The sequence below is a fragment of the Mycobacterium sp. SMC-17 genome, assembly GCF_045310915.1.
In the GTDB taxonomy this organism is placed as follows: Bacteria; Actinomycetota; Actinomycetes; order Mycobacteriales; family Mycobacteriaceae; genus Mycobacterium.
On sequence record NZ_JBJIAK010000022.1, the window covers coordinates 1 to 26,854 of the forward strand.

Sequence of the window (26,854 nt, forward strand, 5' to 3'; positions counted from 1 at the left end):
ACTGGACCAAGACCGCCGACGAGATCTTCGAACGACTCGGTTCATATCTTCAACGAATTCCCGGCGCAGGACACTAGAACCAGGCGTCCCGCATCTCCAGTGTCGTGCGGTCCAGCGCCTCGAGCAGGTCCAATTGCGCTGCGGTCTTGGGCAATTCGAACCGGAAGAAGTAGCGGGTCGCCTGCCGCTTGCCGTCATAGAAATCGCCGTCTTTGCCGGCGGCGGCGACGAACTGCTCCAGCCACAGCCACGCCACCACGATGTGCCCGAACGCTTCCAGGTAGACGTGGCTGTTGGCCATCACCGCGGGGATGTCGCCGGAACCGAACATGCCGCCGGTCACGGCGACCAGCCGCTGCCACGACGCATCGAGTGCGCCTGCCAGCTCGGCGCCTTCACCACCCAGCTCGCCGGCCGCGCGGACCGTCTCGGCGATGACCTGGCCCAGCGCCGCGAGGCTGGCGCCGCCGCGCTGAGTCACCTTGCGGCCCAACAGGTCCAGACTCTGGATACCGTTGGTGCCCTCGTGGATCGGGTTCAGCCGGTTGTCCCGGTAATGCTGCTCGACGTCGTATTCGCGGGTGTAGCCGTACCCGCCGTGCACCTGGATCGCCAGATTGTTGGCCTCCAGGCACCACTGCGACGGCCAGCTCTTCGCGATGGGGGTCAGGATGTCGATCAGTAGGCCGGCCGCATCAGCTTCGGCGTCCGACTCCGCGCTGTGCTGCACGTCCACCAGCCGCGCACAGTACAGGCCCAGCGCCAGTCCACCTTCGACATAAGCCTTCTGCGCCAACAGCATTCGCCTTACATCGGGGTGTTCGACGATGGGCACCTGCGGCGTCGTCGGATCCTTGACGTCGAGCGGACGGCCCTGCGGCCGCTCCCGGGCGTACTGCACCGACTTGAGGTAGCCGGTGTAGCCCAGCGCGACCGCACCCAAGCCGACGGCCATTCGGGCCTCGTTCATCATCTGGAACATGTAGACGATGCCACGGTGCGGTTCACCCACCAGATAGCCGACCGCGCCGTTCTCGCCGCCCGGATTGAATTGCGTATCACCGAAATTCAGGACGGTGTTGGTGACACCGCGCTGCCCCATCTTGTGGTTGAGGCCGGCGATGGCAACGTCGTTGCGCTCGCCTATCGAGCCGTCGGAGTTCACCAGGTACTTGGGCACGATGAACAGCGAGATGCCCTTGGTCCCCGGCGGTCCGCCCGGAATCTTGGCCAGCACGAGGTTGACGATGTTGTCTGTGATCTCATGCTCGGCGCCCGAGATCCACATCTTCGACCCGAACAGCCGGTAGGTGCCGTCGTCGCGCGGTTCGGCGCGCGTCGCGACGTCGGCCAGCGACGAGCCGGCCTGCGTCTCCGAGAGCGCCATGGTGCCCGAAAAGTGCCCCGCCAGCATGGGTTTGACATAGGTCTCGATCTGCTCGGGCGTGCCGAATTTCGTCAGCAGGTTGGCGTTGGCGATGGTCAGCATCAGGTAGCCCGATGTCGATACGTTGGCCGCGGCGATCCAGGCGAATGCCGCCTGCGCGACGACGGCCGGCAGTTGCGCTCCGCCGACCGACTCGTCCATGGACATGCCGATCAGGTCGGCTTCGACGAATGCGTCCCAGGCCTCTTTGACCTCGGGGACCATCGTCACGGTCTGCCCGTCGAAGGTCGGCTCGTTGGCGTCGCTCTTCTTGTTGTGCGGCGCGAAGTAGCGTTCGGCAAGTTGCTCGCTGAGGTCCAGGACCCCGTCGAAGGTCTCGCGCGAGTGATCGGCGAACCGCTTGCGGCTGGTCAGTTCATCGACCTTCAGCCACTCGTACAAGAGGAAGTCGAGGTCGCGGCGGGACAGCAGCAAGGATTTCATCGGACCTCGGTCACCTCTCGATCGCGGGTTCTATGCGCCGCCGCCGAGGGGGTCCTCGGTGCGGATCGTTTCGTCGCGGATCAGGCCGCGCAGCAGTGCCGTGCTGAACTCGACGGCGATCTCGGAGGCCGTGCGCCGGCCGTGCGGCCGCAGCCACCGGTAGGCGCCCAGCGTCATCCCGATGTAGCCCAGCGCCAGCACATGCGAGTCGCAGTCATTGAACTCGCCACTGGCGATGCCGCGGTCGATCACGTCGCGGACGTGCTCGTAGACCGTCGTCTCCGCCTTGCGGATGTATGCGACCTGCTCCTCGGTGAACCACTCGGTGATGTACGGCCCCTCCTGGAAGTACACCGCCGCGGATTCCAGGTCGGTGGCGATGCCGGTCAGCAAGCGCCGGGTGAAGTTGAAGATGGTCTCGCGCGCCGAGGCGGTCGGGTCGTCATGCAGGGCATCGACGGTGAAGTCGGCGGTCGACTTGTAGATGTCCCAGAGGATCAGCGACTTACTGGCGTAGTAGTGGTAGACGGTCGCCTTGTTCAGCCCGACGGCGTCGGCGACGTCGTCCATGCGGGTCCCGTGGTAGCCGCGGGCCGCGAACAACTTGGCGGCGACCGCCAGCAACTCCTCGCGCCGCGACGTGCCGTTCGACCCGTTCGACGCAGCCGACGCCCCCGCGGGCGATCCCGTGGCAGAACCTTTTGTCGACGACTCTGTGGACATGTCAGCTCACTCTATGCAGCCGGGCGCGCGGCCCGGGACCCAATCAACTGGTTGGCCAGTCTATGCCGTGGCATCTCGTCGGCCGATCTGCCACTCGCAACGGGGAGCCAGCAGCTAAACTCGCGAGTAACAAGCTTGTCGGTTGGAGGTACTGATGGATCCGAGCCCGGACTACGACGCGAGCGACGAGGTCGAGTACTTCTTCAACTGGGTCCCGTGGGGCCTGCGCGGCGTATACCCGCCCCCGGCGTACCCCCCGGTGTAACCACCCCAGAATTCCACCATTCCGACCGGTGTGTTGGCGCGCTGCGTCCCACCGGTCGGAATTGCTGTACCCAAATCCGTGCCGATGACGTAGACATATCCAGGCAATGCTGGCCAGTGGATTTTTGGTCGCATTATGAGCGACTGCTAATTTATAAGCGATTGCTAACTGGTATAGGGGGGCAAGAGCACCGTCCCGGGGTGGATGGGGGAGACTCTTGCAAGCAAACCAACACAGATCGGATCGGATTCGATGATCATCGGGATTCCCCGCGAGTCTCTGGCTGGTGAGACGCGGGTTGCCGCCACTCCTGCAACTGTCGGGCAGCTGATCAAGCTCGGCTATTCGGTAGTGGTTGAGTCCGGCGCCGGCGACTTGTCCAGCTTCGCCGACGCCGCCTATGTAGAGGCCGGCGCCGACATCGGCTCCCCCTGGGCCGCCGACATCGTGCTCAAGGTCAACGCCCCCGACGACGGTGAGATCGCCGCGCTCAAGGACGGCGCCACCCTGGTCTCGCTCATCTCCCCCGGGCTCAAGCCCGAACTGGTCGAGAAGCTCGCCACCCGCCCGATCACGGTGCTGGCCATGGACGCGGTGCCGCGTATCTCGCGTGCCCAGTCCCTGGACGTGCTGTCGTCGATGGCCAACATCGCCGGCTACCGCGCCGTCGTCGAGGCCGCGCACGCCTTCGGCCGGTTCTTCACCGGCCAGGTCACCGCCGCCGGCAAGGTCCCGCCGGCCAAGGTGCTCGTCGTCGGCGCCGGTGTCGCCGGCCTGGCCGCGATCGGCGCCGCCGGCTCGCTCGGCGCCGTCGTGCGGGCCACCGACCCGCGCCCCGAGGTCGCCGACCAGGTCGCCTCCCTCGGCGGCGAGTACGTGTCCGTCGATCCCAACGCCGGCGAGGTGTCGGCCACCGGCTACGCCAAGGAAATGGGCGACGACTACAAGGCCCGCGAGGCCGAGCTGTACGCCGAGCTGGCCAAAGACGTCGACATCATCATCACCACCGCGCTGATCCCGGGCCGTCCGGCGCCGCGGATCATCACCGCCGACATGGTCGCCTCGATGAAGCCCGGCTCGGTGATCGTCGACATGGCCGCGGCCAACGGCGGCAACGTCGAAGGCACCGTCAAGGACCAGGCCATCGTCACAGACAACGGCGTGACGATCATCGGCTACACCGACCTGGCCGGCCGCCTGCCCGCGCAGGCTTCTCAGCTGTACGGCACCAACCTGGTCAACCTGCTCAAGCTGCTCACCCCGGAGAAGGACGGCCAGGTCGTCCTGGACTTCGACGACGTGGTGCAGCGTGGCGTGACCGTCGTGCGCGACGGCGAGATCACCTGGCCGCCGCCGCCGGTGCAGGTCTCCGCCGCCCCCGCCGCGCAGCCTGCCGCCGCGCCCGCGGTGTCTCAGGCCAAGGAGCCGATGACCACGGCGCGTCGTCTGGGCCTCACCTTCGGTGCCGCCGCGGTGCTGTTCCTGCTCATCGCCGCGTCGCCGGCTGCCCTGCAGGTCCACCTGACGGTGTTCGCCCTGGCAATCGTGATCGGCTACTACGTGATCGGGCACGTGCACCACGCCCTGCACACCCCGCTGATGTCGGTGACCAACGCGATCTCCGGAATCATCGTGGTCGGCGCGCTGCTGCAGATCGGGCACCACAACACCCCGATCACCGCCCTGGCGGGCGTCGCGATTCTGCTCGCCAGCATCAACGTCTTCGGTGGCTTCGCGGTGACCCGCCGCATGCTGGCCATGTTCTCCCGCAGCTAGAGCCTGCTGACCTAAAGAACCTTTGGAACGGATTCATGTTCAACGCAGAAACCATCACCAACGTGGCGAACGCGGCGTACGTCGTCGCCGCCCTGTTGTTCATCCTCGCTCTGGCCGGCCTGTCCAAGCACGAGACCTCCAAGGCCGGTAATGCCTTCGGCATGGCCGGCATGGGCGTCGCCCTGGTCGCCACCATCGTCCTGGCCATCAACAAGCAGATCGAGCCCCTGGGCCTGGCGCTGCTGATCGGCGCCATGGCCGTCGGTGCCGCCATCGGTCTGTGGCGCGCCAAGGTCGTCGAGATGACCGGCATGCCCGAGCTGATCGCGCTGCTGCACAGCTTCGTGGGTCTGGCCGCCGTGCTGGTCGGCTGGAGCGGCTACCTGCACGCCGAGTTCGACCCGAACAGCCAGGGCGCCCTCGAGCTGGCCAAGGAAGGCATGCTCGGCATCCACTCCGCCGAGGTCTTCATCGGCGTGTTCATCGGCGCGGTGACCTTCACCGGTTCGATCGTGGCCAACCTGAAGCTCTCGGCCAAGATCAAGTCCGCGCCCCTGATGCTGCCCGGCAAGAACTTCCTCAACGTCGGCTCGCTGGTGGTGTTCATCGCGCTGACCGTGTGGTTCTGCATCGCGCCGAACCTGTGGCTGCTGGTCGGCGTCACCGTCCTGGCGCTGCTGCTGGGTTGGCACCTGGTCGCCTCCATCGGCGGCGGCGACATGCCCGTGGTCGTGTCGATGCTCAACAGCTACTCCGGTTGGGCCGCGGCCGCCTCGGGCTTCCTGCTGTCCAACGACCTGCTGATCATCACCGGCGCGCTCGTCGGCTCCTCCGGTGCCTACCTGTCCTACATCATGTGCAAGGCCATGAACCGGTCGTTCATCTCCGTCATCGCCGGTGGCTTCGGTATCGAGGCCGGCCCCGCCGAGGACAAGGACTACGGCGAGCACCGCGAGATCACCGCCGAAGGCGCCGCCGAGATGCTCGCCTCCGCCAGCTCGGTCATCATCACGCCCGGCTACGGCATGGCCGTCGCCCAGGCCCAGTACGGCGTCGCCGACCTGACCCGCAAGCTGCGCGACAAGGGCGTCAACGTCCGCTTCGGCATCCACCCCGTCGCCGGCCGCCTGCCCGGCCACATGAACGTGCTGCTCGCCGAGGCCAAGGTGCCCTACGACATCGTCCTCGAGATGGACGAGATCAACGACGACTTCGACGACACCGACGTCGTGCTCGTCATCGGCGCCAACGACACCGTCAACCCCGCCGCCTCCGAAGACCCGGGCAGCCCGATCGCCGGCATGCCGGTGCTCACGGTGTGGAACGCCAACAACGTCATCGTGTTCAAGCGCTCCATGGCCTCCGGCTACGCCGGCGTGCAGAACCCGCTGTTCTTCCGCGACAACAGCCAGATGCTGTTCGGCGACGCCCGCGACCGCGTCAACGACATCCTGGCCGCGCTGTAGAAATTCATCGAAGAAGCCTCCAATCCATTGGGATTGGAGGCTTCTTCGTGTCCATGCCGAACACAACGTCTGCCTGGGAGCGTCGTTGACACGTATATACGGTTATCGACACTCTCAGCCCGACATTGTGATTGCGCCCGCGGTCGATCCCGGTCCACCAACTCCGTCAGCGGACGAAATCACCTACCGCCGCGAGGAATTCGTCCGGCTTCTCGACCATCGGGCTGTGGCCTGAGCCGGCGATGAGGTGCGGCGGCAGCCCGGCCGCGGTGTAGCGCGCGACGTTGGGCGCTGTCGGGGTCAGGACGTCCTTGTCACCCCACAGCACCAGCACGGGCTTGCCCAGCCCTTTCAGCGTCTCGGCGACGGGGCGGCCGGCGTCTTTCGAATCGCACACGCCCGCGTAGGTCAGCTGCTTCAGGGAGCGGTAAGCCAGCGGCGGGACGGGATAGTCGGCCGCGAACCCCGTCTGCAGCGAGCCCGCACTGATCGCATCGACGCCGCGGAAATGATCGAGCGCAGGCCCGATGAGCGGCCAGCACAGCATCTTGCCGAGCAACGGCATGGACACCAGGTCCTCCGCCGCGGGGGTGTCCGAAACCGCCACGCGCTCAACCATTTCCGGGTAGCGGGTGGCAAACTCGGCAGCCACCTTGCCGCCCATCGAATGCCCCACCAGTTCGGCATGCCGGACACCCAGCGCCTCCAGCGCGCGGTGCACCGCCTCGGCCTGACCATCGGAGTGATACGGCGCCGCGTCAGTGGGGGCCTCGGAACCGCCGTGGCCGACGAGGTCGACGGCGATCACGCGCTGATGCGCGGCCAGCGCCGGGGCGACCTTCTCCCACCACTCGATGGAGGCCGAATACCCGTGCAGCAGAACGATTGCGCGGTCGCCGGGCGGCCCGTACTCGCGGATGTTCAGGTCGGGTCCATCGAGTTTCAGTACGTGGCCGCCGGCGAACGGTTCGGCCGCGCGGCCGGTGTGCTCCACCACCACGGCGTTCACCACCAACGCCACCATCGCTGCGACGAGCAGACCGCCCAGAATGCGCAGTTTCATGGCGCGACGCTACCGCCGCCGATGGGTCGCAGGCGCGCTATTTTCTGGCGAGTAGGGATTGCCCCCGCTTACAGGGGACTACTCGCGCTCGGGTGGTGACGTCACGGTCACTCGGGTGCCGCCGCCGGCCGCAGAGTCGACGAGCATCGAGCCACCCATCGCATCGAATCTGGCCAGCAGCGAGCCCAGCCCGATGTGTCCGTCGGCCACATACCGTGACACCACGGCCGGATCGAATCCGACGCCGTCGTCGGCGACGGTCAGGACGACGCGATTGCCGATGCGGCCCAATCGAACCGAGACCGTCGTGGCCTGCGCATGCTTGCCGATGTTGGTCAGCAGTTCACGTGCCGCGCGGTACAGCAGCTGCTGCGCATCCGGCTTGCCGACTTCCTCGAGGTCGGCCCGCACCGCGACCCGGCTGCGAGACTCGAACTGCCGCAACAGTTCCCGTACCGCCGGCGTCAGCCCGAGCTGGGCGAGCACCTGCGGGTGCAGTTCGGTGACCGTCGAGCGCAGCGCCGTCGCCGTGTCTTCCAACGCGGCGTAGACCGCGTCGAGTTCGGGCCCGGGGGTCCGCTCCCGGACCTCGTCGAGCTGCAGCCTGGCCGCCAGCAGCGTCTGCAACGGACCGTCGTGCAACCCTTCGGCGACTTCCCGGTTGTGCCGCTCGTCGGACTGCATGGCCTCGGATACCAACTGGCGCCGCACCTCCTGCAGGGCCTGCACCCGCTCCTGGCGACGCACGAGCACGAAGCACAACACGGTGGTGGCCACCGCCAGCCACACGAGGAACCCGAAGTGCGTGTAGACCATGTTCGGCAGGCCCATGCGGTCGTCGTGCTTGGAGTAAAAGATCCACACCGCCAGATAGCCCGTGGCCGTCAGGGTTCCGATGGCCGCGGTCATCAACGGACGGTCCTGGAAGGCCACCGAGATCGGCAGCAGGAAGAAGACGGGCAGCAGCGCCGCGGTCGCGCCACCGGACACCAGACACAGCGCCAGGATCACCACCAGGTCGATGCCGGTCGACGCCCAGTCCGCCCAGCGCGGCACGGGTCCGCGCAGCACTGCCACCAGCCAGATCACCGCGGCGACGGCGTACAGGCCCAGGATCACGGCATACAACTCGGGCAGCCAGTGGTCGACCTCCCAGATCCAGACCAGGACACCGATCAGCGCGATCAGCGGGAGCCGTAGCCCGGCGGAAATCCGCACCGGTTCGGCGGCCAGGTACTCCCCGATCCGGCTGAGCATCGGCCTCACGTCAGTCCAGCAGCTTTCGACGCATCGCCTCGGCCACGGCCGCCGCGCGGTCCCCGACCCCGAGCTTCTCGTAGAGCCGCTGCACATGGGTCTTGACCGTCGACGGCGCCAGGAACAGCTCCTTGGCCATGGCCGGGATGGTCGCACCCTTGGCGATCAGCTGCAGCACCTCGCGTTCGCGCGGGCTGAGCACCGGGGCGTCCGGCTCGGCCCGACGACGGATCTCGCCGGCGAGCCCCGCGGCCAGGCTGGGGGCGACGACGTCGCGGCCCTTGGCGCATTCGAGGATCGCGTGTACGAGCTCGCTGCGCGTCGACTCTTTCGGCAGAAACCCGGCCGCGCCGTCTTGCAAGGCCCGGTACACGATCTCGGCCTCGTCATGCGCGGAGAGCAGCAGCACCCGGGTCGGCAGGCCGTCGCGCACCACCGCCGCCGCCACCTCGGCGCCGTCCATGCCGGGCATCCGGTAGTCCAGCAGCGCGACCTGAGGTTTGTGGACGCGGATCGCCTCCAACGCCGACGTGCCGTCGTCGGCTTCGGCCAGTACCTCGATGGCGCCACTCGCCGTCAGCGCGCGGACGACGCCGTCGCGGAACATCGGGTGGTCGTCACCCACCACCACGCGAACCCGTTCGTCGGTCATGCCGTCAGCGTCGCACGGCGACCAGCGAAAAGTAACTCCGATCGCAAATTGACGGCCGCGTGTCCCCCGATCGGCGGACGCCCGAATCCACCGGCGTACCGGCCGATTGCCCGATACCCGCCGAGCCCGCGTCCAGGCACTCTTGAGTCATCACCGGAACACACCGGAGCAAGACACCAAAGATCAACTGACACAGGAGAATTCAGATGAGCATCACCGCCCGCACCTTCGGCCTCTCGATCGTCACCGCCGGCATCCTGGGTGGGTCGGCACTCGGCCTGGCCGGCGCCGCCGGCGCCACCACCCTCGGCCCCGATGTGCGCCCGCCGGCCATCGTCGCCACCCCGTCGATCACCGCACCGCCGGCGAGCATGCCGCTGCCCGGCGCGATCTGGCACCGCGGCGTCTACCGCGTCGCGGCCCTGCAGGGCCGCTGACCGCCCCGGACCCGGATTCCCTCCCCGAAGTCGTCGCAGGGAGGGAATCCGTCGTCGTGGGGCCGGACGTCGACCGCCCGTCACATCGTTAGACAAGTGGCATATCGTGGCGGGCATGGACTTCGCGTTGTCGGCAAAAGCGCAGGATTACCAGCACAGGCTCACCGAGTTCATGACCGAACTCGTGCTGCCGGCCGAGGCCTCCTACCACGCCTATCGCGAAGAGAAGGGCCCGAAGGACCACACGGTGCCGCCGGTGGTGGAGGAACTCAAGATCGAGGCGCGCAAGCGCGGCCTGTGGAATCTGTTCCTGCCGTCGGAGTCGGGGCTGACCAACCTGGAGTACGCCCCACTGGCAGAGATTTCCGGCTGGAGCATGGAGATCGCGCCGGAGGCCATCAACTGCGCCGCCCCCGACACCGGCAACATGGAGACCCTGCACCTGTTCGCCAATGAGCAGCAGCGCAAGCAGTGGCTCGATCCGCTGCTCAATGGCGAAATCCGCAGTGCCTTCGCCATGACGGAACCCGCGGTCGCCTCGTCCGACGCCCGCAACATCGAGACGACGATGCTGCGCGACGGTGGCGACTACGTCATCAACGGCCGCAAGTGGTGGATCACCGGGGCCGCGGACCCGCGCTGCAAGATCCTGATCGTCATGGGCCGCACCAACCCTGACGCCGCCTCGCACGCCCAGCAGTCGATGATCCTGGTGCCGGCCGACACCCCCGGCGTGGACATCCAGCGGTCGCTGCCGGTGTTCGGTTGGCAGGACCAGCACGGGCACTGCGAAATCGTCTTCGACAACGTCCGCGTGCCGGCCGAGAACCTGCTGCACGAAGAGGGCTCCGGTTTCGCCATCGCCCAGGCGCGGCTGGGGCCGGGCCGCATCCACCACTGCATGCGCGCCATCGGTGCCGCCGAGCGTGCGCTGGCCCTGATGATCGATCGGGTGTCCACGCGCGTGGCGTTCGGCAAGCCGCTGGCCGAGCAGGGTGTGGTGCGCGAGTCGATTGCCAAGTCCCGCAACGAGATCGACCAGGCCCGGCTGCTGTGCGAGAAGGCCGCTTGGACCATCGACCAGCAGGGCAACAAGGCCGCTCACGTGCTGGTGTCGCAGATCAAGTCGGTGGCCCCGCAGGTCGCGTGCGACGTGATCGACCGCGCCATCCAGGTGCACGGCGCCGCCGGTATCTGTGACGACGTCCCGCTGGCCCGGCTGTACGCCTGGCACCGTGCCATGCGCCTGTTCGACGGGCCCGACGAGGTGCACATGCGCACCATCGCGCGGGCCGAACTCGGCCGCGAGAAGTCGGCGCTGGCCGCAGCGGCGTTGGGGCACTGATGAAGTCGACGGGTTTGGAACTCGCGGGCGCCTGGAACTTCCGCGATGTCGCCGAGGAGACGGGCATTGCCCCCGGCCGGCTGTTCCGCTCCAGCGAGCTCAGCGGACTCGTCGAAGACGGCCGTAAAGCGTTGCAGCACTATGGGATCACTGACGTCGCCGACCTCCGGTCGTTGCGCGAGGTCGAGCGCCGTGGTCCCGGCCAGGTGCCCGACGGCGTCGCGATCCACCTGCTGCCGTTCCACGAGCTGGCCGCAGCCGGGACCGATACCGCCGAGGCGCCGCACGAGAACGCCTTCGAGAAGATGATGACCGCGAAGCCCGACGACGAGGATGTCGCCGTCGCCGCCGGCCGCTTCATGGTCGAGGAGTACCGCCGCTTCCCCACGCTGCCCGGTGCGCATCTTGCGATACGCCAAGTCATTTCGATGCTTGCCGACGCGCGGCCGGTGATCGCACACTGCTTCGCAGGCAAGGATCGCACCGGCTTCACGGTGGCGACGGTGTTGGGTGCCGTCGGCATCGATCGCGACGCGATCCTCACCGATTTCCTGCGGAGCAACGACGCCGTGCCGCAGCTGCGCGAGGGCATCCTCGAGACCATCCGGACCCGGGCCGGCGAGACGGCCGAGGTCGTGACGTTCGCCGAGGCCAGGCTCACCGAGGAGGTGCTCGGCGTCCGCGAGGAGTACCTGGACGCGGCCTTGGAGGTCGTCGGTGCCGAGTACGGTTCGCTGCCGAATTACCTTGCCGCCATTGGTGTCACCGACGAGCAGGTGACGCGATTGCGGACCGCGCTTCGGGACTAGGACCCGTCCGCGCGCTGCGCGTTGACCGTGAGCGTCACCCGAACCTCGTCGGCCACCTTCATCGCGCCCATCAGCATCGAAAACTGCTTGATCCGATGGTCGCTGTGCCGCACCACCGCCTCACCGGCGATCCGCAGGTCGGCGCCATCCGGTGTCATGTGGACGACGACGCTCTGCGCGCGGCTCTGGCCACTGAGGTCCAGCGTCCCGGCAAGCCGCCACGAGTCCTCGCCCCGTTCAACCAAAGAAGCACGGAACACAGCCTGCGGAAACCGCTTGGTCTGCAACGATTTCAGCGCATTGTTTCGGACCAGGGTCTTCTCCGTGCCGGACAACGGTGTCATGCCGCCCTCACCCGTCAGCACGTCCAGCGAGTCCAGGTCGACGGTCACCTCGACGGCGATGGGGTCGTCTCCGTCAACGTCCACGGTCGCGAGCCATGATCGCATCACGATGGTCAACCGATGTCCCATCCGGGCCGCACTGCCGGTGACGCCGGTGTGCAGGAGCAGCTCGCCGGACGATGCGTCGAAAGTGCGTTTCGCTGCGGTCAACTCCCGACCACCAGCCCCGTCACCCACGCGATGGTCGCCAGCAACGCGGCCGTCAACTCCACCCCCATGGCCAGGGCGACGCCCTTGATGGCGTGTTTGGTCGACGTCCAGGCCCGGCTCGTGTCCCGCAGCGCCGAGTACTCGGACAGGTAGACGCCGAGCACAAAGCCCAGGGCCAGGCCCAGCACCGGGATCACGAAAAACCCGATGACGCCGAGGATTCCACCGATGACGAGGCTGCGGGTCGACACGTCGGCCCGGCGCATCCGGCGCATCGGCCAGAGATATTTGATGACCTCGCCCGCCAGGAACAGTGCCGCCGCGACGCCGAGCACGACCCAGGACGTCGCGGTGTGGACGGCCACCGCCCACACCGCGATCGCCAGGAACACCAGCAAGCCACCGGGCAGTACCGGTACCACGATGCCGACGAGGCCGATCGCGATGACCAGCGCCACCAGCACTGTTCCCAAGGTGTTCAATTACGGCTCCAGCACTGCCTTGCCGTGAATCTTCCCGTCTGCCAACGCCTGCAGCGCGGCGGCACCGTCGGACAACGCGAAGCGCATCGGCTCCGGTGGCCGCAAGCCGGCTTGCACCAGCTTCGCCAGGCCCGCACCCACCTCGGCGTCCGCACCGGGTACCTGGCGGATGAACTCGCCGTACCCGACACCCACCACGCTGACGTTGCGCAGCAGCAGACGGTTCACCTTCACCGACGGGATGCCTTGGCCCGCAGCGAAACCCAGCACCAGCAGCCGGCCCTCGGGGGCCAGCACCCGGATCGCGTCGTCGAACGCGTCTCCGCCGACCGGGTCGACCACCAGGTCCACTCCCCGACCATCGGTCGCCGCCAGCGCGGTATCGCGCCAGCCGTCGGTCAGCGGCAGCACCACGTCGGCACCGACGGACGCGACGAAGTCCAGCGCCTCGGCACGGTGCACCATGGCAACCACCTTGGCGCCCATGGCCTTTGCGACCTGGATGGCCGCGACCCCGACACCGCCCGCCGAGCCGAGCACCAGCACCGTCTCCCCCGCCAGCAGCCGGCCGCGGCGGGCCAGCGCGAAGTACATGGTGTAGTAGTTGCCCAGCAGGCAGACCGCTGCGGCGTCGTCCAGGCCATCGGGTGTCGGGATCACCGAATCCGGCAGCGCCAGCGCACGTTCGGCGTAGCCGCCCATCATGGTGAACGCCGAGACCCGCTGACCGGCAACGAAACCGGAGCTCTCGGGCGCCGACCGGACGGTACCCGCCACCTCCATACCCGGGGTGAACCCGGGCGGCAGCTTGAGCTGGTACTCGCCGCGGATCAGCAGCAGGTCGGGAAAGCAGACGCCGGCCGCACCGACATCGATGACGACCGCATTGCCCGAGGGATCCGCGGCGTCATCGATATCGGTGTAGGCCAAGCCCGATGGGCCCGTCAGCGACTGCGCGACAAGCGCTTTCACCTATCAGCCGAGCGAGAAGCTGGCGGCCTTGGCGGCGGACAGATCGGTGATCTCGCCCCACTTGGCGGCGACGTCATCGACCGAAGGCACATCGCCGAAGGTGATGCCCTCGTTCTGGAACAGCGCGGTGCGCTGCACCTTGCCGCCGCCGACGATGAAGATCGAATCGGTGTCGGGTAGTTCCTCGGTCATCAGGTAAGCCACCACCGGCGCCACATACTCCGGAGACAGTTTCGCGAACACCTCCGGCGGCACGATGTCCTGCGTCATGCGGGTCGCGGCGATCGGCGCGATGGCATTCAGCTTGATGTTGTACTTGGCGCCTTCCTGAGCCAGCGTGTTGATCAAGCCGACCAGACCCAGCTTGGCCGCGCCGTAGTTCGCCTGGCCGAAGTTGCCGAACAGACCGCTGGTCGAGGTGGCGACGACAACACGGCCGAAGCTCTGCTCGCGGAAGTGCGGCCACGCAGCGCGGATGACGTTGTAGCCGCCGTACAGGTGCACCTTGAGCACGATGTCCCACTGCTCGGCGGTCATCTTGTGGAAGGTGCCGTCACGCAGGATGCCCGCGTTGGACACCACACCGTCGATCTTGCCGAACGCGTCGATCGCGGTCTTGACGATGTTCTCGCCACCCTCGGGCTCGGCGACGCTGTCGTAGTTGGCGACGGCGCGGCCGCCGGCGGCCTTGATCTCCTCGACCACCTGGTCGGCCATGTTGTGGCCGGCGCCGGTGCCGTCGCGGGCGCCGCCGAGGTCGTTGACCACGACACAAGCGCCTTCGCGGGCCAGCGTCAGCGCGTATTCACGACCCAGGCCGCCTCCGGCTCCGGTGACGGCAATGACGCGATCCTGCACTCCGGGCATGGGTTTCCTCTCATGGAACAGAAATTGGACAGCCCGCCCCATCTATTTCGGGTGGGGCCACCCCTTGTGTATACGGCGACCGGCTGACCGCCGTGCCGCCGGGTCTGCAATCTCTAGAAGAACTTGCGCGCGATCTTCCACGCCTTGTCGGTGTACGGCGGGTAGATGAGCTTGCCCAGGTCGGGCCGGGTCGGCTTGGTCATCACCGACTTCGCGTGGCTGAACTCCAGGAAGCCGTAGCGACCGTGGTAGGCACCCATGCCGGACGGTCCGACGCCGCCGAACGGCAGGCGCGCGGTCGAGACCTGGAAGATCAGGTGGTTGACCAGCATGCCGCCGGCCGGGACCTCACGGATGAACCGTTCGCGGACGGCCTTGGCCTTGGTGAACAGGTACGCCGCCAGCGGCTTGGGCCGGGCGTTGACGAACGCAATGGCGTCGTCGAGCGAGTCGACGGTGATCACCGGCAGGATGGGCCCGAAGATCTCCTCGGTCATGACGGGTGCGTCGAGCGGCGGATCGACCACGACGGTCGGCTGCATGGTGAGCCGGGCCGGGTTCGTGCCGCCGCCGGTGACGACGTCCCCGCCGGTGCCGAGGTAGCTGCTGAGCCGGTTGAACTGCCGCTCGCTGACGATCGGCAGGCCGTCGGCGTCGTCGGCGGTGAACGCCACGACGGCGTCCCGGATCTTGGCGACCAACTCATCGCGAATGGGCTTCTCGGCCACCACGTAGTCCGGCGCGACGCAGATCTGGCCCGAGTTGACGACCTTGGCGAAGGCGATGCGCTTGGCGGCGACGTCGATGTCGGCGTCGGCCGCGACGATCACGGGGCTCTTGCCGCCGAGTTCCAGCGTGACCGGGGTCAGGTGCTCGGCTGCGGCGGCCATGATCTTCTTGCCGATCTCGGTGCCACCGGTGAATATGATGCGGTCCAGGCCCTGCGCGATCAGCTCCTGGCTGACCATGCCGTCGCCCTCGACCACGGCGAAGGCCGAGGTGTCGAGGTACTTCTCGACCAGCTCGACCATCAGCCGCGACGAGGCCGGGGCGAACTCAGATGGCTTGAGCACCACCGTGTTTCCCGCGGCGATGGCACCGACGAGCGGGCCGAGCGTGAGGTAGAACGGGAAGTTCCAGGCGCCGATGATCAGCACGGTGCCGTAGGGCTCGTATTCGACCCAGCCGCGGCCGGGCAGCTGCGAGCGCTCCAGCAGGCGGTAGCGACGTTTCGCCCACTTGTGCAGGTTCTTGGCGGCGTCCTTGGCTTCGGCGATGGTGCCGACGCTGTCGGCGAGCCAGGCCTCGAAGGGCTTGCGGCCGAGATCGGCCTCCAGCGCCTTGGCGATGGCCGTCTCGTTCTCTTCCATCGCCTGGGCCAGCGCGAGTAGCTGGCGTTTGCGCCACTGCAGGTCACGGGTCCGCCCGGTGGCGTAGGTCTTGCGGAGGCCGGCGACGACCGCCGGGATGTCGGCGGCAGTCGCGGTGGGCGCGACGGATTCGGTGGTCATGGCGATTCCTTACGTGAGCCAGGCAACACCGGAATCCTAACCAACCAGCCGGTTGGTTTGAAGAGTCAACCGGCCGCGATCAGCCCTTGCGCGCCGTCACGAAGGTGGAAAACGCCTTGTCATCGACGGTATCGACCTGCACCCAGCGATTCAGCCGGCGCATCTCCTCCTGCGAGGTGACCGACGTCGACGACCAGCCATGCGCGTCCAGCCACTCGGCCACGTCGGCGCGATCAGGGTCCTCGTACATCAAATCCTGCACGTTCATGACCTGCCCCATGCCGAACTGGCCGGCGAGCTTGTCGAACCGGTCCCGCATCCGCTGGCGTCGTTCGGCGGCGTGCTCGCCGACCGTCTCGACCGAGATGCGGCTACCCGGCGCGCTCAGCGCGGTGATGTTCTCGAAGAGGCGGTCCTGCGCGTCGGCCGGCAGGTACATCAGCAGCCCTTCCGCCAGCCAGGCAGTCGGCGCCGAATCGTCGAACCCGGCTTCCCGCAATGCTTTCGGCCAGTCGTTACGCAAGTCGATCGGCAGCTGATGCAGCGTCGCCGCCGGCGTCGCGCCATGCGCCTTCAGGGTCTCGTCCTTGTACTCGAGCACCTTCGGCTGATCGATCTCGAACACCGTCGTGCCGGCCGGCCAGTCCAATCGGTAGGCCCGCGAATCCAGCCCGGACGCCAGGATCACCACCTGACGGATACCGGCCCCGGCGGCATCGGCGAAGTAGGCATCGAAGAAGTGCGTGCGCACCGCCTGGTAGTTGCCCATGTGCTCGAGGACCGCGGCCACTTCGGGATCGGCGCCGGCCATCCGGTTGTTGAAATCGGCGTCGAGGATCGTCTCCCACACGCCGGTACCCGCGCCGGCCACCAGGATCTTCGCGAACGGATCGCGGATCAGCGCGTCATCGCGCTCGGTTTCCCCGGCCCGCGCGGCGGCCACCATCACCGCCGTCGCACCCACACTGCTCGCGATATCCCAGGTGTCGTCGTCGGAGCGCTCGCTGCCCATGTACCAGGTGTACCAGCTGATGCCGGTCTATTCGGTGACCTGCCACAGCTTGTTGGCCAGCAATAGTTCGAGCCGCTCGATGACGGCGGTCAGCTCCTGGTGGCTGCCGACATAGCCGGCGTAGAACCCCATGCCCCACATCACCGCGATGAGCATCTCCACCACCGTGGACACCTCGGTGTCGACGGCCAGTTCGCCGCGTTCGATGGCGTCGGTGACGGCCCAGGTCACGAAGTCGCGGGAGGCCACGAGCGCGTCGTGTTCCTCCTGGCGCAATTCGGGATGCCGCTGCGCCTCGAGGATCGAGGTCACCAGGAACGCCGCAGCGGACCGGTCCTCGGAGTCTGCCTGGATGGCGGCGACGAAAAACGACGACAGGCGCCGGATGAAGGTGGTCTCTTCCTCGGCCCGGCGACGGCCCGCAGCGACGACCATGGCGTTGGTCTGATCGAGGACCTCGCCGTAGAGCACACGCTTGTTCGCGAAGTAGTGGTTGATCGCTGGGCGCGTCAGATCCGCACGGATCGCAATGGCTTGGAATGTTGCTGCGTCATAACCAAGTTCACTGAAAACCTCGCGTGCGGCGCGCAGGATGCGCTCACGAGTTTCGGCCGCCTTCGCCGCGGGAGGGCGACCCGGGCCACGGGTGGCGATGTACGGCATCGTCAAATTGTGCCATAGATCTCGGCCCGACCCTGCTCGTATGCGCGGGACAGCCGTCGAAATTGCTTCTCCCAGCAAACTTGCAGATCTGTCAACAACCGATGGCTGCCCGGCGTGCGGTTCCCGGCCGCGGGCCGGCGCCGATCGGTAGCCCGGCCAGGAACGACCGCCGGTGTGCCGGCGCCTGCGAAACACCGCGGCCACAGGCGTGTTGTTGCCGGCGCATGTCGACGTCAGCCAAATTAATGTTGGGCGCCATGGCGGGCGTGGTGTCGCGAGAGTCGCCGGCGTTGCGCCGGCAGCAGCTCGTCAGCCGGTTGCGCGACAAGGACCCCGAGTACGACGCCCTCCGGCGCGCGACCCGCGCAGGTGTGGTGCTCCCGGTCGTCGCGATCGTCGGACTGGCCGTCGGTACCGCCGTCGGCAGCCGGTCGCAGACGACCATGTTCGCGATCTTCGGCGCCGTCGCGCTGCTGGTGGTGGTGGATTTCCCCGGCAACCGGCCGGCGCGGGCGCTCGCCTACGCCGGGCTCGGCTTCAACGGCGCGGTCCTGATCACCCTGGGCACACTGCTGTCCCCCCATCCGTGGCTGGCGGTGCCGGCGATGTTCGCCATCGGGTTTCTGGTGACGTTCTCGGGTGTCCTCAGCGAGATCATCGCCGCCGGTCAGCGCTCCACCTTGATGACGTTCGTGCTGCCGGTCTGCACGCCGGCAGGGCCTGTCCCCGATCGACTGCTCGGCTGGGCCGTCGCCTGGGCCATTGCCGTCCCGGCCGCGCTGTTCCTGTTGCCGCCCACGCATCACGACGACCTGCGCAAGCACGCCGCACAGGTGTGCCGCCTGCTGGCCGCCCGGCTCGAGGGGTCCGCGACGGCGCAGGAGCTCTTCGATGCGATGGAGGTGCTGGGCGCCAACTTCCTCGGCGCCGACTTCCGCCCGGTCGGTCTGACCGCCGGCAGCCGCGCCCTGGTGCGAGTCGTCGACGACCTGCGCTGGCTGTGCGACCGCGCCACCGACGCCACCGGCTCCCTGCTCGCCGAGACCCGCGAGCCGGCCATCCGGGTACTGAACGACTGCGCCCGGGTGCTGAGCACGCCGCGCGCCGCAGGCCGCGATCGCTACCGCGCCGACCTGGCCGACGCCCTGACCGCGCATCGGGCCGCCACGCGCGGGCGCTACCGCGAGGACATCGAGCTGATCCGCGCCGAACCGGACGACCTGCTGGCCGTCGCGACGGGCCGAAAGCTGTTGCGGCTGCGCACTTTCTCGGCCTGTATCGGGGCGACCGGACGCGTCATCGGACTGGCGGCCGACGCCGACGCCCGGCCGGTGTGGGCCCGCGTCCTGGGTCGGCGACTGCCGGCGGCCGGGAACCTCGACCGCGTGCTGTCCGAATCCCAGGCCGTGTCAGCCATCCCGTCGGGGTTCGTCGCGACGCGAGCGGTGGTGGTACAGAACAGCCTTCGTACCGGCATCGGTCTGGCCGTTGCGGTGGCCGTCGTCCATCTGTTTCCCCTGCAGCACGGTTTCTGGATCGCCATGGCATCGCTGTCGGTACTGCGCAGCAGCGCGCTGACCACCGGGACCCGCGTGTTGCGCGCCGTTGGCGGCACCGCGATCGGATTCCTCCTCGGCACCGTGGTGATCCACCTGATCGGCGCGAACCCCGTCCTGCTGTGGTTCGTCCTGCCCATCGTGGCGTTCGGTTCGGCCTATGTGCCCGATGTGTTCTCGTTCGTGGCGGGCCAGGCGATGTTCACCATGCTGGTGCTCACCATCTACAACCTGATCAGCCCGGCCGGCTGGCGCGTCGGGCTGATCCGGCTCGAGAACGTGTTGGTGGGTGCCGCGGTCGGCATCGTGGTGTCGCTGCTGCTGTGGCCGCGCGGGTCGGCGGCGGTCGTTCAGCGCGCGCTGGAAGCGGCGCGCGTCGCCGGTACCCGGTATCTGACCGCGGCCGTGCGGCGAGTGACCCGCGGCGCCTCCGAGGCTGCCACAGACCGGGTGCACGCCCTGAGCTTCGACGCGCTGACGGCCTCCCGGACCGTGGATGATGCGGTGCGCCACTTCCTTTCGGAGAGCAGCGGGGCGACAGAACTGCGGGCGCCGGTGGTCCGGGCGGCCAATCAGACGGTCCGGTTGCGGGCGGCGGCCGACCTCATCGCTGACGTCGTGCCACCGCCCCTGGCCCCGTATCGCGCCGCCCGCGAGGTCCTCGAAGCGCACACCGCGTCGATCTGCGCCCGGATCATGGGCACCGAAGACGCCGACGCCGCAGCGCGCACACCCATCAGTGACGATTTCGTGCTCGCCCTGCGCGCCGAGACCGGCGGCGGAAACTTGTCGGTCGAGGCCGCGCTGCCTCTGGTGACCGTCGCCGCCAGCCTCGGCGAGCTCGAACTCCTCTACCCGGAGACCGCGCCCGCGTGATCAGTGCCCGGGGCGGTGCGGCTTCAACGCGTTCGGCGGAATCGTGCCGAACTTGCCGGATTGGAAGTCCTCGAACGCCTCGATGAGCTCCGACTTGGAGTTCATCACGAACGGGCCGTAGTGGAAGACCGGTTCCCGGATCGGCTGACCGCCGAGCAACAGCACCTCGAGCGCGGGCCGGTTGGAATCCTGGCCTTCGTCGGCGGCGACGGTGATCCGGTCGCCCGGCCCCAGCACCGCCAGCTGACCCTGGTGGATGGGATGGCCGACGGGTCCGACGCTGCCACGTCCGGACAGGATGTAGACGAGCGCGTTGAAGTTGCGGTTCCACGGCAGGTCGAGGCGCGCGCCGGGCGCAATCGTCGCGTGCGCCATGGTGATCGGTGTGTGCGTACCGCCCGGGCCCTTGGCGTCGCCGATCTCGCCGGCGATGACGCGCACGAGCGCGCCGCCGTCGTCCGACGACAACAGGGTGACGTCGGGGCCCTCGATGGCCTGGTACCTGGGGGCAGCGAACTTGTCCTTCTTGGGCAGGTTCACCCACAGCTGCAGGCCGTGGAACAGTCCGCCGCTCTCGACCAGTTCGGCCGGCGGCGTCTCGATGTGCAGGATGCCCGACCCGGCGGTCATCCACTGCGTGGCACCGTCGGTGATCAGACCGCCGCCACCGTGGGAATCCTGGTGGGCGAAGCGGCCGTCGATCATGTAGGTCACCGTCTCGAACCCGCGGTGCGGGTGCCAGTCGGTGCCCCTCGGTTCACCGGGTTCGTACTCGACCTCACCCATCTGGTCCAGGTGGACGAACGGGTCGAGGTCGGCCGGGCTGACCCCGGCGAAGGCTCGGACCACCGGGAAGCCCTCGCCCTCATAGCCACGAGGGCCGGTGGTGATGGACCGCACCGGGCGTTCTGTGTCACTCGGCGCAGCGGAAGCAATACGCGGCAAGCTGATCGTGTCAGCGGTGATAGCAGGCATGTCACCTATAACCGGACTGCAGTCCGATTAATTCCGGGTGCTGTGCGCATCCGATAACCGCTGGTCAGCGGCTTGCCAGCGCAGCGAGCGCCGCGCTGCGGGCGTCCGCCGACGACTCGGCCGCCAGCGCCGCTTCCGCGGCCGCCCGGCACTGCTCGAGCGTCACCCCGGCGAGCGCGGCGCCGACCGCACGCACCGCAGCAGCCGCCGTCGACAGTGACGTCACGCCCAATCCGACAAGCACACACGCCAGCGCCGGATCGGCCGCGGCCTCCCCGCACACCCCGACCGGCTTGCCCTGCTCGGCACCCGCCTTGGCGGCCGTACCCACCAACGCCAGCACCGCCGGTTGCCACGGGTCGCTGAGCGTGGCCAGGTCGGCCGACATCCGGTCCGCCGCCATCGTGTACTGCGTCAGATCGTTGGTGCCGATCGACAAAAAGTCGACGTGTCGCAGAATCCGATCCGCCAACAACGCCGCGGCGGGCACCTCGATCATCACTCCGGGCGTCAGGCCGAACGACCGCACCTGTGCCGCAAAGGCTTTCGCTTCGGCGGGCGTCGCGATCATCGGGGCCATCACCCACGGACGCTGGCCGGTGGCGTCGGCCGCGGCCGCGATGGCCTGCAGTTGGCGGGTCAGCAGCTCCGGATTGCCCTGGGCGATGCGGATGCCGCGGACACCGAGCGCCGGATTGGCCTCATCGGCGTGCCCGGCGAAACGCAGCGGCTTGTCCGAACCCGCGTCGAGCGTGCGCACCACCACTTTCCGGTCCGGGAATGCCGCCAGCACGTCGCCGTAGATCTGCGCCTGCTCGTCGACGGTCGGTTCGAGATCGCGGTTCAGGAAGCACAATTCGGTGCGGAACAGACCGATGCCCTCCGCAGGCGTCTGCGCCGCCGCATGCGCCGCGGCACCGTCCTGCACGTTGGCGAGCACCGCGACTCGATGGCCGTCAGCAGTGACGCCCGGGCCACGCCAGCTGTCGGCGAGGTCGGCCTCGCGGCGCGCCTGGGCCACGGCCGCGGCCGCCAGGGTCGCGTCGGGCTCGATCTCCACCGTGCCGTTGGTGCCGTCCACCAGCACCATCGTTCCCGGCTGCACCTTCTCCAGCCCGGAAACGGCCACGACGCACGGGATGCCGAGCTGACGGGCGATGATCGCGGTGTGACTGGTCGGCCCACCCAGGCTGGTCACCAACGCGACCACCAGATTCGGGTCCAGGCCGGCAGTATCCGCAGGCGCCAGATCCTCGGCACACAGCACCGACGGCACATCCGGCACCGGCACCCCCGGCTCAGGAAGGCCACGCAGATCCGCGATCACCCGATCCCGGATATCCCTGAGGTCGGCGACCCGCTCGGCCATCAATCCACCCATGCGGGTGAACATCTCGACGAACTGGTCCGCGGTCGCGACGACGGCGCGGACTGCGGACATGCCGTCGGCGATGCGCTTCTCCGTCGCCGCCGCCCAGGCCCGGTCCTGCGCGAGCGTCGCCGTCGTGGCCAAGACTTCGGCCGCCGCGCCGGTCGCGCGCGCCGCGCGGTTGCGGAGCCGGTCCGCGACCGCCGACGAAGCCGCGGCGAAGCGCTCCCGCTCCCCCGCCCGTTCCGGCTCTTCCAGCTCGGCGGCGCCGTCATCGGCCTCCGGCGCGGGCCGGGGACCCGGCCACAGCACCGGCGCGTACCGCACTCCGCCGACGGCGGGCACGCCGCGCAGGACTACAGGTGCACTGCTGGTTTCCACGTCGACGACCCTTGGCGACGGGCTCACAAATGTCTGGCTCATGTGATGTAGATTACTCCGAACCGTTGACAAGTCAACACATCCAAGCGTAAAACAAACAATACAAAGATCGAACCGGATGGATTCCCACACAATTGGAGGGTCATGTACGCGGAAGAGCGGCAGCAAGCCATCGCCGCGCGAGTCCTCGCCGACGGCCGCGCCTCGGTCAACGACCTGGCCGAGGCCTACGACGTCACCACCGAAACCGTCCGCCGCGATCTCGACGTCCTCGACAAGGCCGGCGTCATCCGGCGCGTGCACGGGGGAGCGGTGCCCGCCCGCACCCTGCACCTGGTCGAGCAGGGCGTCGTCCAGCGCGATTCCACGCAGACCCAGCAGAAGGCCGCCATCGCGGCCGCAGCCGTCGCCTTCCTGCCCGCCACCGGCGGGACGGTGCTGATCGACGCCGGCACCACCACCGCGCGCATCGCCGAGCTCATCCCCACCGACCGCGACCTCGTCGTCATCACCAACTCCATTCCCGCCGCCGCAAAGCTGACATCCAACCCGACGGTGTCCCTGCAATTGCTGGGCGGCCGCGTCCGCAGCCTCACCCAGGCCGTGGTGGGGGAGCAGGCCCTGCGGACACTCGACTCACTGCGCGTCGACGTCGCCTTCCTCGGCACCAACGGCATCAGCGTCCGACACGGTTTCTCCACCCCGGACAGCGACGAGGCCGCCATCAAGCGCGCCATGGTCCACTGCGCCAACCATGTTGTGGTGACGGCGGATTCGAGCAAGTTCGGCAGGGAAGACCTCGTCAGTTTCGCGCCGCTGTCGGCGGTTCGCACCGTCGTCACCGACACCGATATCCGCCCCCACGAGCGCCAAGAGCTCATCGACGCCGGCGTCGACGTCATCTGCGCGGAGAGTGAATCATGATCGTCACCGTCACCCTGAACCCGAGCCTCGACCGCACCGTCACGCTCGACGAGCCGCTGACCAGGGGAGCGGTGCACCGCCTCACCCCCGTCTCCACCGAGCCAGGAGGTAAGGGCGTCAACGTATCTCGCGCACTGACCCAGAACGGTGTCGACACCCTCGCGCTGCTGCCGGCAGCCGACCACGATCCGATCCTGACAGGGCTGACGACGCGCGGCGTGCCGTTCCACAACATCACCATCCCGGGCACCGTGCGCAGCAACCTCACCATCACCGAAAAAGACGGCACCACAACCAAACTCAACGAGCCGGGGGCCCACCTGGATGCCGCCGCACTGGCGACCCTGACCGCCGCCGTCTGCGACCACGCAGCGGGGGCCACCTGGGTCGTGCTGTCCGGATCGCTGCCCCCCGGGGTGCCCGACGACTGGTACGCCGGCATCGCGGCCCGGCTGGCGGCACTGCCATGCGGCGTGGCGGTGGACACCTCCGAACGTCCGCTCACCGCCCTGGCAGAAGCCTTCGAATCCGCGGCGCCCGACCTCATCAAACCGAACTCCGAGGAACTGGCCTGGCTGACCGGGCGCTCCGCATCGGAGCTGGAAGACGCTGCCGCACAGGGCGATCCGATGCCGGTGGTATCCGCCGCGCGGCAGCTCGTCGACCGCGGGGCCGGCACCGTGCTCGTCACCCTCGGCGGCGCGGGCGCCGTCCTCGTCGACCGCGACGGCACCTGGGCCGCCACGGCCCCGTCGATCGTGCCGCGCAGCACCGTCGGAGCGGGTGACGCGTCGCTCGCGGGCTATCTCGCCGCCACCATCGCCGGTGCCGCACCCGCGCAGCGGCTGCAGACCGCCGTCGCGTACGGCAGCGCCGCTGCCGCCCTGCCGGGTTCCGCACTGCCCGGCCCGGACCAGATCGACGTGAAAGCCGTTCAGGTCCACGCCGTCACGTCCGCCTCCGCCCACCTCTGATCCGTTCTATTCAAAAGGAACACCCATGCCGATCATCACCTCGGACCTCGTCGCACTCGACGTCGACGCCGGCCCCGACAAGCAGAATGTGATCGAACTGCTGGCCGCCCGGATGGCCGAAACAGGCCGCGCCACCAACGGAGACGGACTCGTCGAAGCCGCCCTGGCGCGCGAAGCCCAGTCCGCCACCGGGCTTCCCGGCGGCATCGCCATCCCCCATTGCCGATCGCCCCACGTCGACGAACCGACGATCGGGTTTGCCCGCCTGGCGCCCGCGGTCCCGTTCGGCGCACCCGACGGCCCCGCCGACCTCGCCTTCCTCATCGCCGCCCCGGACTCCGGCGGTGCCGAGCACATGAAGCTGCTGTCCAGCCTGGCCCGGGCCCTGGTCCGCAAGGACTTCGTCGAACAGCTGCGGGGCGCGGGCACCGCCGATGAGGTGGTCGAACTCGTCGAAGGCGTGGTCGCCCCGACACCGGCAGCCGCGGTCACACCCCCGGCGCCGACCCCCGCCGCACCTGCTGCCGAACCGGCGCCCACGGCCTCGATCATCGCGATCACGGCCTGTCCCACCGGAATTGCCCACACCTACATGGCCGCCGATGCCCTGAAACTGGCCGCCGACCGCGCCGGGGTGCACTTCAGCGTCGAAACCCAGGGCTCGTCCGGGTCCACCCCACTGTCCCCCGAAACCATCGCCGCGGCCGACGCCGTCATCTTCGCCACCGATGTCGGGGTCAAGGACAAGCAGCGCTTCGCCGGCAAGCCCGTCGTCGCCTCCGGTGTGAAGCGGGCCATCAACGAACCCGACACCATGATTGCCGAAGCCGTTGCCGCGGCGAAGGATCCGCAGGCCCCCCGAGTCCAGGGCGAGACCGCCGGGGCCGCCACCACCGATACTCGCGGCGGGCTGGGCTGGGGCACCCGGCTGCGCCAGATCCTGCTGACGGGCGTCAGCTACATGATCCCGTTCGTGGCGGCCGGCGGTCTGCTGATCGCGCTCGGCTTCCTGTTCGCGGGATATGAGATCGCCAACAAGCCTGCCGGGCAATCGGATTCGCTCGCACACATCATCGCGACCACCAACTCGCTGACCAACCTGCCCGCAGGCGGGCTCATGCAGTACCTCGGTGCCGTGCTCTTCACCTTGGGCGGGCTGGCCTTCGGCTTCCTGGTCCCCGCGCTCGCCGGGTACATCTCGTTCGCCATCGCCGACCGCCCCGGTATCGCACCGGGTTTCACCGCGGGCGCAGTGGCCGTCACCGTCGGCGGCGGATTCATCGGCGGCATCGTCGGCGGCCTGATCGCCGGGTTCGCCGCCCTGTGGATCAGCTCGTTCAAGGTGCCCCAGTGGTTCCGCGGCCTGATGCCGGTGGTGGTGATCCCACTCGGCGCCTCGCTGATCGTCGGCCTGTCGATGTTCCTGCTGCTGGGCCGTCCGCTGGCCGCCGTCACCTCCGGGCTGACCCACTGGCTCGGCAGCATGTCCGGCAGTTCACTGATCCTGCTGGGCGTCATCCTCGGCCTGATGATGTGCTTCGACCTGGGCGGACCGGTCAACAAGGCCGCCTACTCCTTCGCCGCCGCCGGACTGAACATCACCGACGTCGCGTCGCTGCGGATCATGGCCGCCGTCATGGCCGCCGGAATGGTGCCGCCGCTGGCCATGGCGTTGGCCTCGGCGGTCCGGCCCCGGCTGTTCACCGAACCCGAACGCGAAAACGGCCGGGCCGCATGGCTTCTCGGCGCATGCTTCATCAGCGAGGGCGCCATCCCGTTCGCCGCCGCCGATCCGCTGCGGGTCATCCCGTCGATGATGTTCGGCGGCGCGGTGACCGGCGCCCTGGTCATGACGTTCGACGTGACCTCCAAGGCACCGCACGGCGGCATCTTCGTCTTCTTCGCCATCGGCAACCTCATCTGGTTCGTGGTGGCCGTCGTCGTCGGCGCCGTCTGCAGCGCGCTCGCGGTGATCGCCGCCAAGAGCGCCGGCCGGTCGCTCCCGCCGGTCGACACCACCGCGGCCCTGCAGCCGGCCAACAGCTAGAACGTCCCGATCAAGCAACAAACCCAAC

The 26,854-nt window shown here is 68.4% G+C and carries 24 protein-coding genes; 10 read left to right on the forward strand and 14 right to left on the reverse strand.

Annotation, left to right across the window (positions count from 1 at the left end):
* Window positions 1-73 precede the first annotated feature (73 nt).
* Window positions 74-1,870, reverse strand: coding sequence for an acyl-CoA dehydrogenase (locus ACJH7A_RS15715; protein ID WP_406802304.1), 1,797 nt, complete (start codon window positions 1,868-1,870; stop codon window positions 74-76).
* A 30-nt stretch (window positions 1,871-1,900) separates the two neighbouring features.
* A complete protein-coding gene (locus tag ACJH7A_RS15720) occupies window positions 1,901-2,593 on the reverse strand; it encodes a TetR/AcrR family transcriptional regulator (RefSeq protein WP_234880477.1) in 693 nt (230 codons plus the stop codon).
* Between the two features lie 151 nt (window positions 2,594-2,744).
* Here ACJH7A_RS15720 and ACJH7A_RS15725 point away from each other — a divergent pair, with 151 nt between their 5' ends.
* The 3 genes from ACJH7A_RS15725 to pntB all read left to right on the forward strand — a co-directional run bounded on the left by ACJH7A_RS15725 (window position 2,745) and on the right by pntB (window position 6,100).
* Window positions 2,745-2,858: a hypothetical protein gene (locus tag ACJH7A_RS15725; protein WP_177127396.1), complete on the forward strand. Its 114-nt coding sequence runs from the start codon at window positions 2,745-2,747 to the stop codon at window positions 2,856-2,858.
* Window positions 2,859-3,110: 252 nt separating this feature from the next.
* Window positions 3,111-4,634: a Re/Si-specific NAD(P)(+) transhydrogenase subunit alpha gene (locus ACJH7A_RS15730; protein ID WP_293021069.1), complete on the forward strand. Its 1,524-nt coding sequence runs from the start codon at window positions 3,111-3,113 to the stop codon at window positions 4,632-4,634.
* A gap of 35 nt (window positions 4,635-4,669) precedes the next feature.
* A complete protein-coding gene (pntB, locus tag ACJH7A_RS15735; RefSeq protein WP_133425762.1) occupies window positions 4,670-6,100 on the forward strand; it encodes a Re/Si-specific NAD(P)(+) transhydrogenase subunit beta in 1,431 nt (476 codons plus the stop codon).
* A 166-nt stretch (window positions 6,101-6,266) separates the two neighbouring features.
* Here the strand turns inward: pntB and ACJH7A_RS15740 are convergent, their stop codons facing one another.
* The 3 genes from ACJH7A_RS15740 to ACJH7A_RS15750 form a co-directional block, all read right to left on the reverse strand.
* Complete coding sequence (locus tag ACJH7A_RS15740; RefSeq protein ID WP_406802305.1) at window positions 6,267-7,163, reverse strand: alpha/beta fold hydrolase; 897 nt, start codon at window positions 7,161-7,163, stop codon at window positions 6,267-6,269.
* Window positions 7,164-7,241: 78 nt separating this feature from the next.
* On the reverse strand, window positions 7,242-8,420 hold the full coding sequence (locus ACJH7A_RS15745; protein WP_406802306.1) for a sensor histidine kinase: 1,179 nt from the start codon (window positions 8,418-8,420) through the stop codon (window positions 7,242-7,244).
* Window positions 8,421-8,430: 10 nt separating this feature from the next.
* Window positions 8,431-9,072 (reverse strand): response regulator transcription factor, encoded by a 642-nt coding sequence (locus ACJH7A_RS15750; protein ID WP_064858576.1) that lies wholly within the window; start codon window positions 9,070-9,072, stop codon window positions 8,431-8,433.
* 206 nt (window positions 9,073-9,278) lie between these two features.
* On the opposite strand from ACJH7A_RS15750, the gene ACJH7A_RS15755 reads away from it, so the two are divergent.
* The 3 genes from ACJH7A_RS15755 (at window position 9,279) to ACJH7A_RS15765 (ending at window position 11,663) form a co-directional block, all read left to right on the forward strand.
* Window positions 9,279-9,509: a hypothetical protein gene (locus ACJH7A_RS15755; protein WP_406802307.1), complete on the forward strand. Its 231-nt coding sequence runs from the start codon at window positions 9,279-9,281 to the stop codon at window positions 9,507-9,509.
* 127 nt (window positions 9,510-9,636) lie between these two features.
* Window positions 9,637-10,854 carry an acyl-CoA dehydrogenase family protein gene (locus tag ACJH7A_RS15760; protein ID WP_346416663.1) on the forward strand — a complete coding sequence of 406 codons (1,218 nt, stop codon included), beginning with the start codon at window positions 9,637-9,639 and terminating at the stop codon, window positions 10,852-10,854.
* Complete coding sequence (locus ACJH7A_RS15765) at window positions 10,854-11,663, forward strand: tyrosine-protein phosphatase (protein WP_267324416.1); 810 nt, start codon at window positions 10,854-10,856, stop codon at window positions 11,661-11,663. The genes ACJH7A_RS15760 and ACJH7A_RS15765 overlap by 1 nt, the downstream gene beginning before the upstream one ends.
* Here ACJH7A_RS15765 and ACJH7A_RS15770 read toward each other — a convergent pair.
* From ACJH7A_RS15770 to ACJH7A_RS15800, 7 genes are all read right to left on the reverse strand, one after another.
* Window positions 11,660-12,217, reverse strand: a complete 558-nt coding sequence (locus ACJH7A_RS15770) for a YceI family protein (protein ID WP_406802308.1) — start codon at window positions 12,215-12,217, stop codon at window positions 11,660-11,662. The two genes, ACJH7A_RS15765 and ACJH7A_RS15770, sit on opposite strands and share 4 nt — an antisense overlap.
* Complete coding sequence (locus ACJH7A_RS15775) at window positions 12,214-12,699, reverse strand: DUF456 domain-containing protein (RefSeq protein ID WP_406802310.1); 486 nt, start codon at window positions 12,697-12,699, stop codon at window positions 12,214-12,216. The genes ACJH7A_RS15770 and ACJH7A_RS15775 overlap by 4 nt, the downstream gene beginning before the upstream one ends.
* Window positions 12,700-13,671, reverse strand: coding sequence for an NADPH:quinone oxidoreductase family protein (locus tag ACJH7A_RS15780; RefSeq protein WP_406802311.1), 972 nt, complete (start codon window positions 13,669-13,671; stop codon window positions 12,700-12,702).
* Window positions 13,672-13,674: 3 nt separating this feature from the next.
* Window positions 13,675-14,538, reverse strand: a complete 864-nt coding sequence (locus tag ACJH7A_RS15785; RefSeq protein ID WP_406802312.1) for an SDR family oxidoreductase — start codon at window positions 14,536-14,538, stop codon at window positions 13,675-13,677.
* Window positions 14,539-14,651: 113 nt separating this feature from the next.
* Window positions 14,652-16,049 carry an aldehyde dehydrogenase family protein gene (locus ACJH7A_RS15790; protein WP_406802313.1) on the reverse strand — a complete coding sequence of 466 codons (1,398 nt, stop codon included), beginning with the start codon at window positions 16,047-16,049 and terminating at the stop codon, window positions 14,652-14,654.
* 79 nt (window positions 16,050-16,128) lie between these two features.
* Window positions 16,129-17,061: a class I SAM-dependent methyltransferase gene (locus ACJH7A_RS15795; RefSeq protein ID WP_406802314.1), complete on the reverse strand. Its 933-nt coding sequence runs from the start codon at window positions 17,059-17,061 to the stop codon at window positions 16,129-16,131.
* A 27-nt stretch (window positions 17,062-17,088) separates the two neighbouring features.
* The gene (locus ACJH7A_RS15800; protein WP_020099981.1) at window positions 17,089-17,724 is read right to left on the reverse strand and encodes a TetR/AcrR family transcriptional regulator; all 636 of its coding nucleotides are present in this window, start codon (window positions 17,722-17,724) and stop codon (window positions 17,089-17,091) included.
* 257 nt (window positions 17,725-17,981) lie between these two features.
* Between ACJH7A_RS15800 and ACJH7A_RS15805 the strand changes: the two genes are divergently transcribed.
* Window positions 17,982-20,156, forward strand: coding sequence for an FUSC family protein (locus ACJH7A_RS15805; RefSeq protein ID WP_406802315.1), 2,175 nt, complete (start codon window positions 17,982-17,984; stop codon window positions 20,154-20,156).
* On the opposite strand, the gene ACJH7A_RS15810 is transcribed toward ACJH7A_RS15805, so the two are convergent.
* Both ACJH7A_RS15810 and ptsP read right to left on the reverse strand, forming a co-directional pair.
* On the reverse strand, window positions 20,157-21,131 hold the full coding sequence (locus tag ACJH7A_RS15810; RefSeq protein WP_406774757.1) for a pirin family protein: 975 nt from the start codon (window positions 21,129-21,131) through the stop codon (window positions 20,157-20,159).
* Window positions 21,132-21,195: 64 nt separating this feature from the next.
* Complete coding sequence (gene ptsP / locus ACJH7A_RS15815; RefSeq protein WP_406774756.1) at window positions 21,196-22,923, reverse strand: phosphoenolpyruvate--protein phosphotransferase; 1,728 nt, start codon at window positions 22,921-22,923, stop codon at window positions 21,196-21,198.
* Window positions 22,924-23,025: 102 nt separating this feature from the next.
* On the opposite strand from ptsP, the gene ACJH7A_RS15820 reads away from it, so the two are divergent.
* From ACJH7A_RS15820 to ACJH7A_RS15830, 3 genes are read left to right on the forward strand one after another with little or no spacing between them, the layout of a single operon-like run.
* Window positions 23,026-23,805, forward strand: a complete 780-nt coding sequence (locus ACJH7A_RS15820; protein ID WP_212807866.1) for a DeoR/GlpR family DNA-binding transcription regulator — start codon at window positions 23,026-23,028, stop codon at window positions 23,803-23,805.
* Window positions 23,802-24,779: a 1-phosphofructokinase gene (gene pfkB, locus ACJH7A_RS15825; RefSeq protein ID WP_406774755.1), complete on the forward strand. Its 978-nt coding sequence runs from the start codon at window positions 23,802-23,804 to the stop codon at window positions 24,777-24,779. The genes ACJH7A_RS15820 and pfkB overlap by 4 nt, the downstream gene beginning before the upstream one ends.
* Before the next feature lie 25 nt (window positions 24,780-24,804).
* On the forward strand, window positions 24,805-26,826 hold the full coding sequence (locus tag ACJH7A_RS15830) for a fructose-specific PTS transporter subunit EIIC (protein WP_212807864.1): 2,022 nt from the start codon (window positions 24,805-24,807) through the stop codon (window positions 26,824-26,826).
* Window positions 26,827-26,854 lie beyond the last annotated feature (28 nt).

What these genes read in the sequence shown, in the direction of transcription:
- ACJH7A_RS15715 (WP_406802304.1), bottom strand. Translation starts at nt 1,870, where the DNA reads ATGAAATCCTTGCTGCTGTCCCGCCGCGACCTCGACTTCCTCTTGTAC.
- ACJH7A_RS15720 (WP_234880477.1), bottom strand. Translation starts at nt 2,593, where the DNA reads ATGTCCACAGAGTCGTCGACAAAAGGTTCTGCCACGGGATCGCCCGCG.
- ACJH7A_RS15730 (WP_293021069.1), top strand. Translation starts at nt 3,111, where the DNA reads ATGATCATCGGGATTCCCCGCGAGTCTCTGGCTGGTGAGACGCGGGTT.
- pntB (WP_133425762.1), top strand. Translation starts at nt 4,670, where the DNA reads ATGTTCAACGCAGAAACCATCACCAACGTGGCGAACGCGGCGTACGTC.
- ACJH7A_RS15740 (WP_406802305.1), bottom strand. Translation starts at nt 7,163, where the DNA reads ATGAAACTGCGCATTCTGGGCGGTCTGCTCGTCGCAGCGATGGTGGCG.
- ACJH7A_RS15745 (WP_406802306.1), bottom strand. Translation starts at nt 8,420, where the DNA reads ATGCTCAGCCGGATCGGGGAGTACCTGGCCGCCGAACCGGTGCGGATT.
- ACJH7A_RS15750 (WP_064858576.1), bottom strand. Translation starts at nt 9,072, where the DNA reads ATGACCGACGAACGGGTTCGCGTGGTGGTGGGTGACGACCACCCGATG.
- ACJH7A_RS15755 (WP_406802307.1), top strand. Translation starts at nt 9,279, where the DNA reads ATGAGCATCACCGCCCGCACCTTCGGCCTCTCGATCGTCACCGCCGGC.
- ACJH7A_RS15765 (WP_267324416.1), top strand. Translation starts at nt 10,854, where the DNA reads ATGAAGTCGACGGGTTTGGAACTCGCGGGCGCCTGGAACTTCCGCGAT.
- ACJH7A_RS15785 (WP_406802312.1), bottom strand. Translation starts at nt 14,538, where the DNA reads ATGCCCGGAGTGCAGGATCGCGTCATTGCCGTCACCGGAGCCGGAGGC.
- ACJH7A_RS15790 (WP_406802313.1), bottom strand. Translation starts at nt 16,049, where the DNA reads ATGACCACCGAATCCGTCGCGCCCACCGCGACTGCCGCCGACATCCCG.
- ACJH7A_RS15795 (WP_406802314.1), bottom strand. Translation starts at nt 17,061, where the DNA reads ATGGGCAGCGAGCGCTCCGACGACGACACCTGGGATATCGCGAGCAGT.
- ACJH7A_RS15800 (WP_020099981.1), bottom strand. Translation starts at nt 17,724, where the DNA reads ATGCCGTACATCGCCACCCGTGGCCCGGGTCGCCCTCCCGCGGCGAAG.
- ACJH7A_RS15805 (WP_406802315.1), top strand. Translation starts at nt 17,982, where the DNA reads ATGGCGGGCGTGGTGTCGCGAGAGTCGCCGGCGTTGCGCCGGCAGCAG.
- ACJH7A_RS15810 (WP_406774757.1), bottom strand. Translation starts at nt 21,131, where the DNA reads ATGCCTGCTATCACCGCTGACACGATCAGCTTGCCGCGTATTGCTTCC.
- ptsP (WP_406774756.1), bottom strand. Translation starts at nt 22,923, where the DNA reads ATGAGCCAGACATTTGTGAGCCCGTCGCCAAGGGTCGTCGACGTGGAA.
- ACJH7A_RS15820 (WP_212807866.1), top strand. Translation starts at nt 23,026, where the DNA reads ATGTACGCGGAAGAGCGGCAGCAAGCCATCGCCGCGCGAGTCCTCGCC.
- pfkB (WP_406774755.1), top strand. Translation starts at nt 23,802, where the DNA reads ATGATCGTCACCGTCACCCTGAACCCGAGCCTCGACCGCACCGTCACG.
- ACJH7A_RS15830 (WP_212807864.1), top strand. Translation starts at nt 24,805, where the DNA reads ATGCCGATCATCACCTCGGACCTCGTCGCACTCGACGTCGACGCCGGC.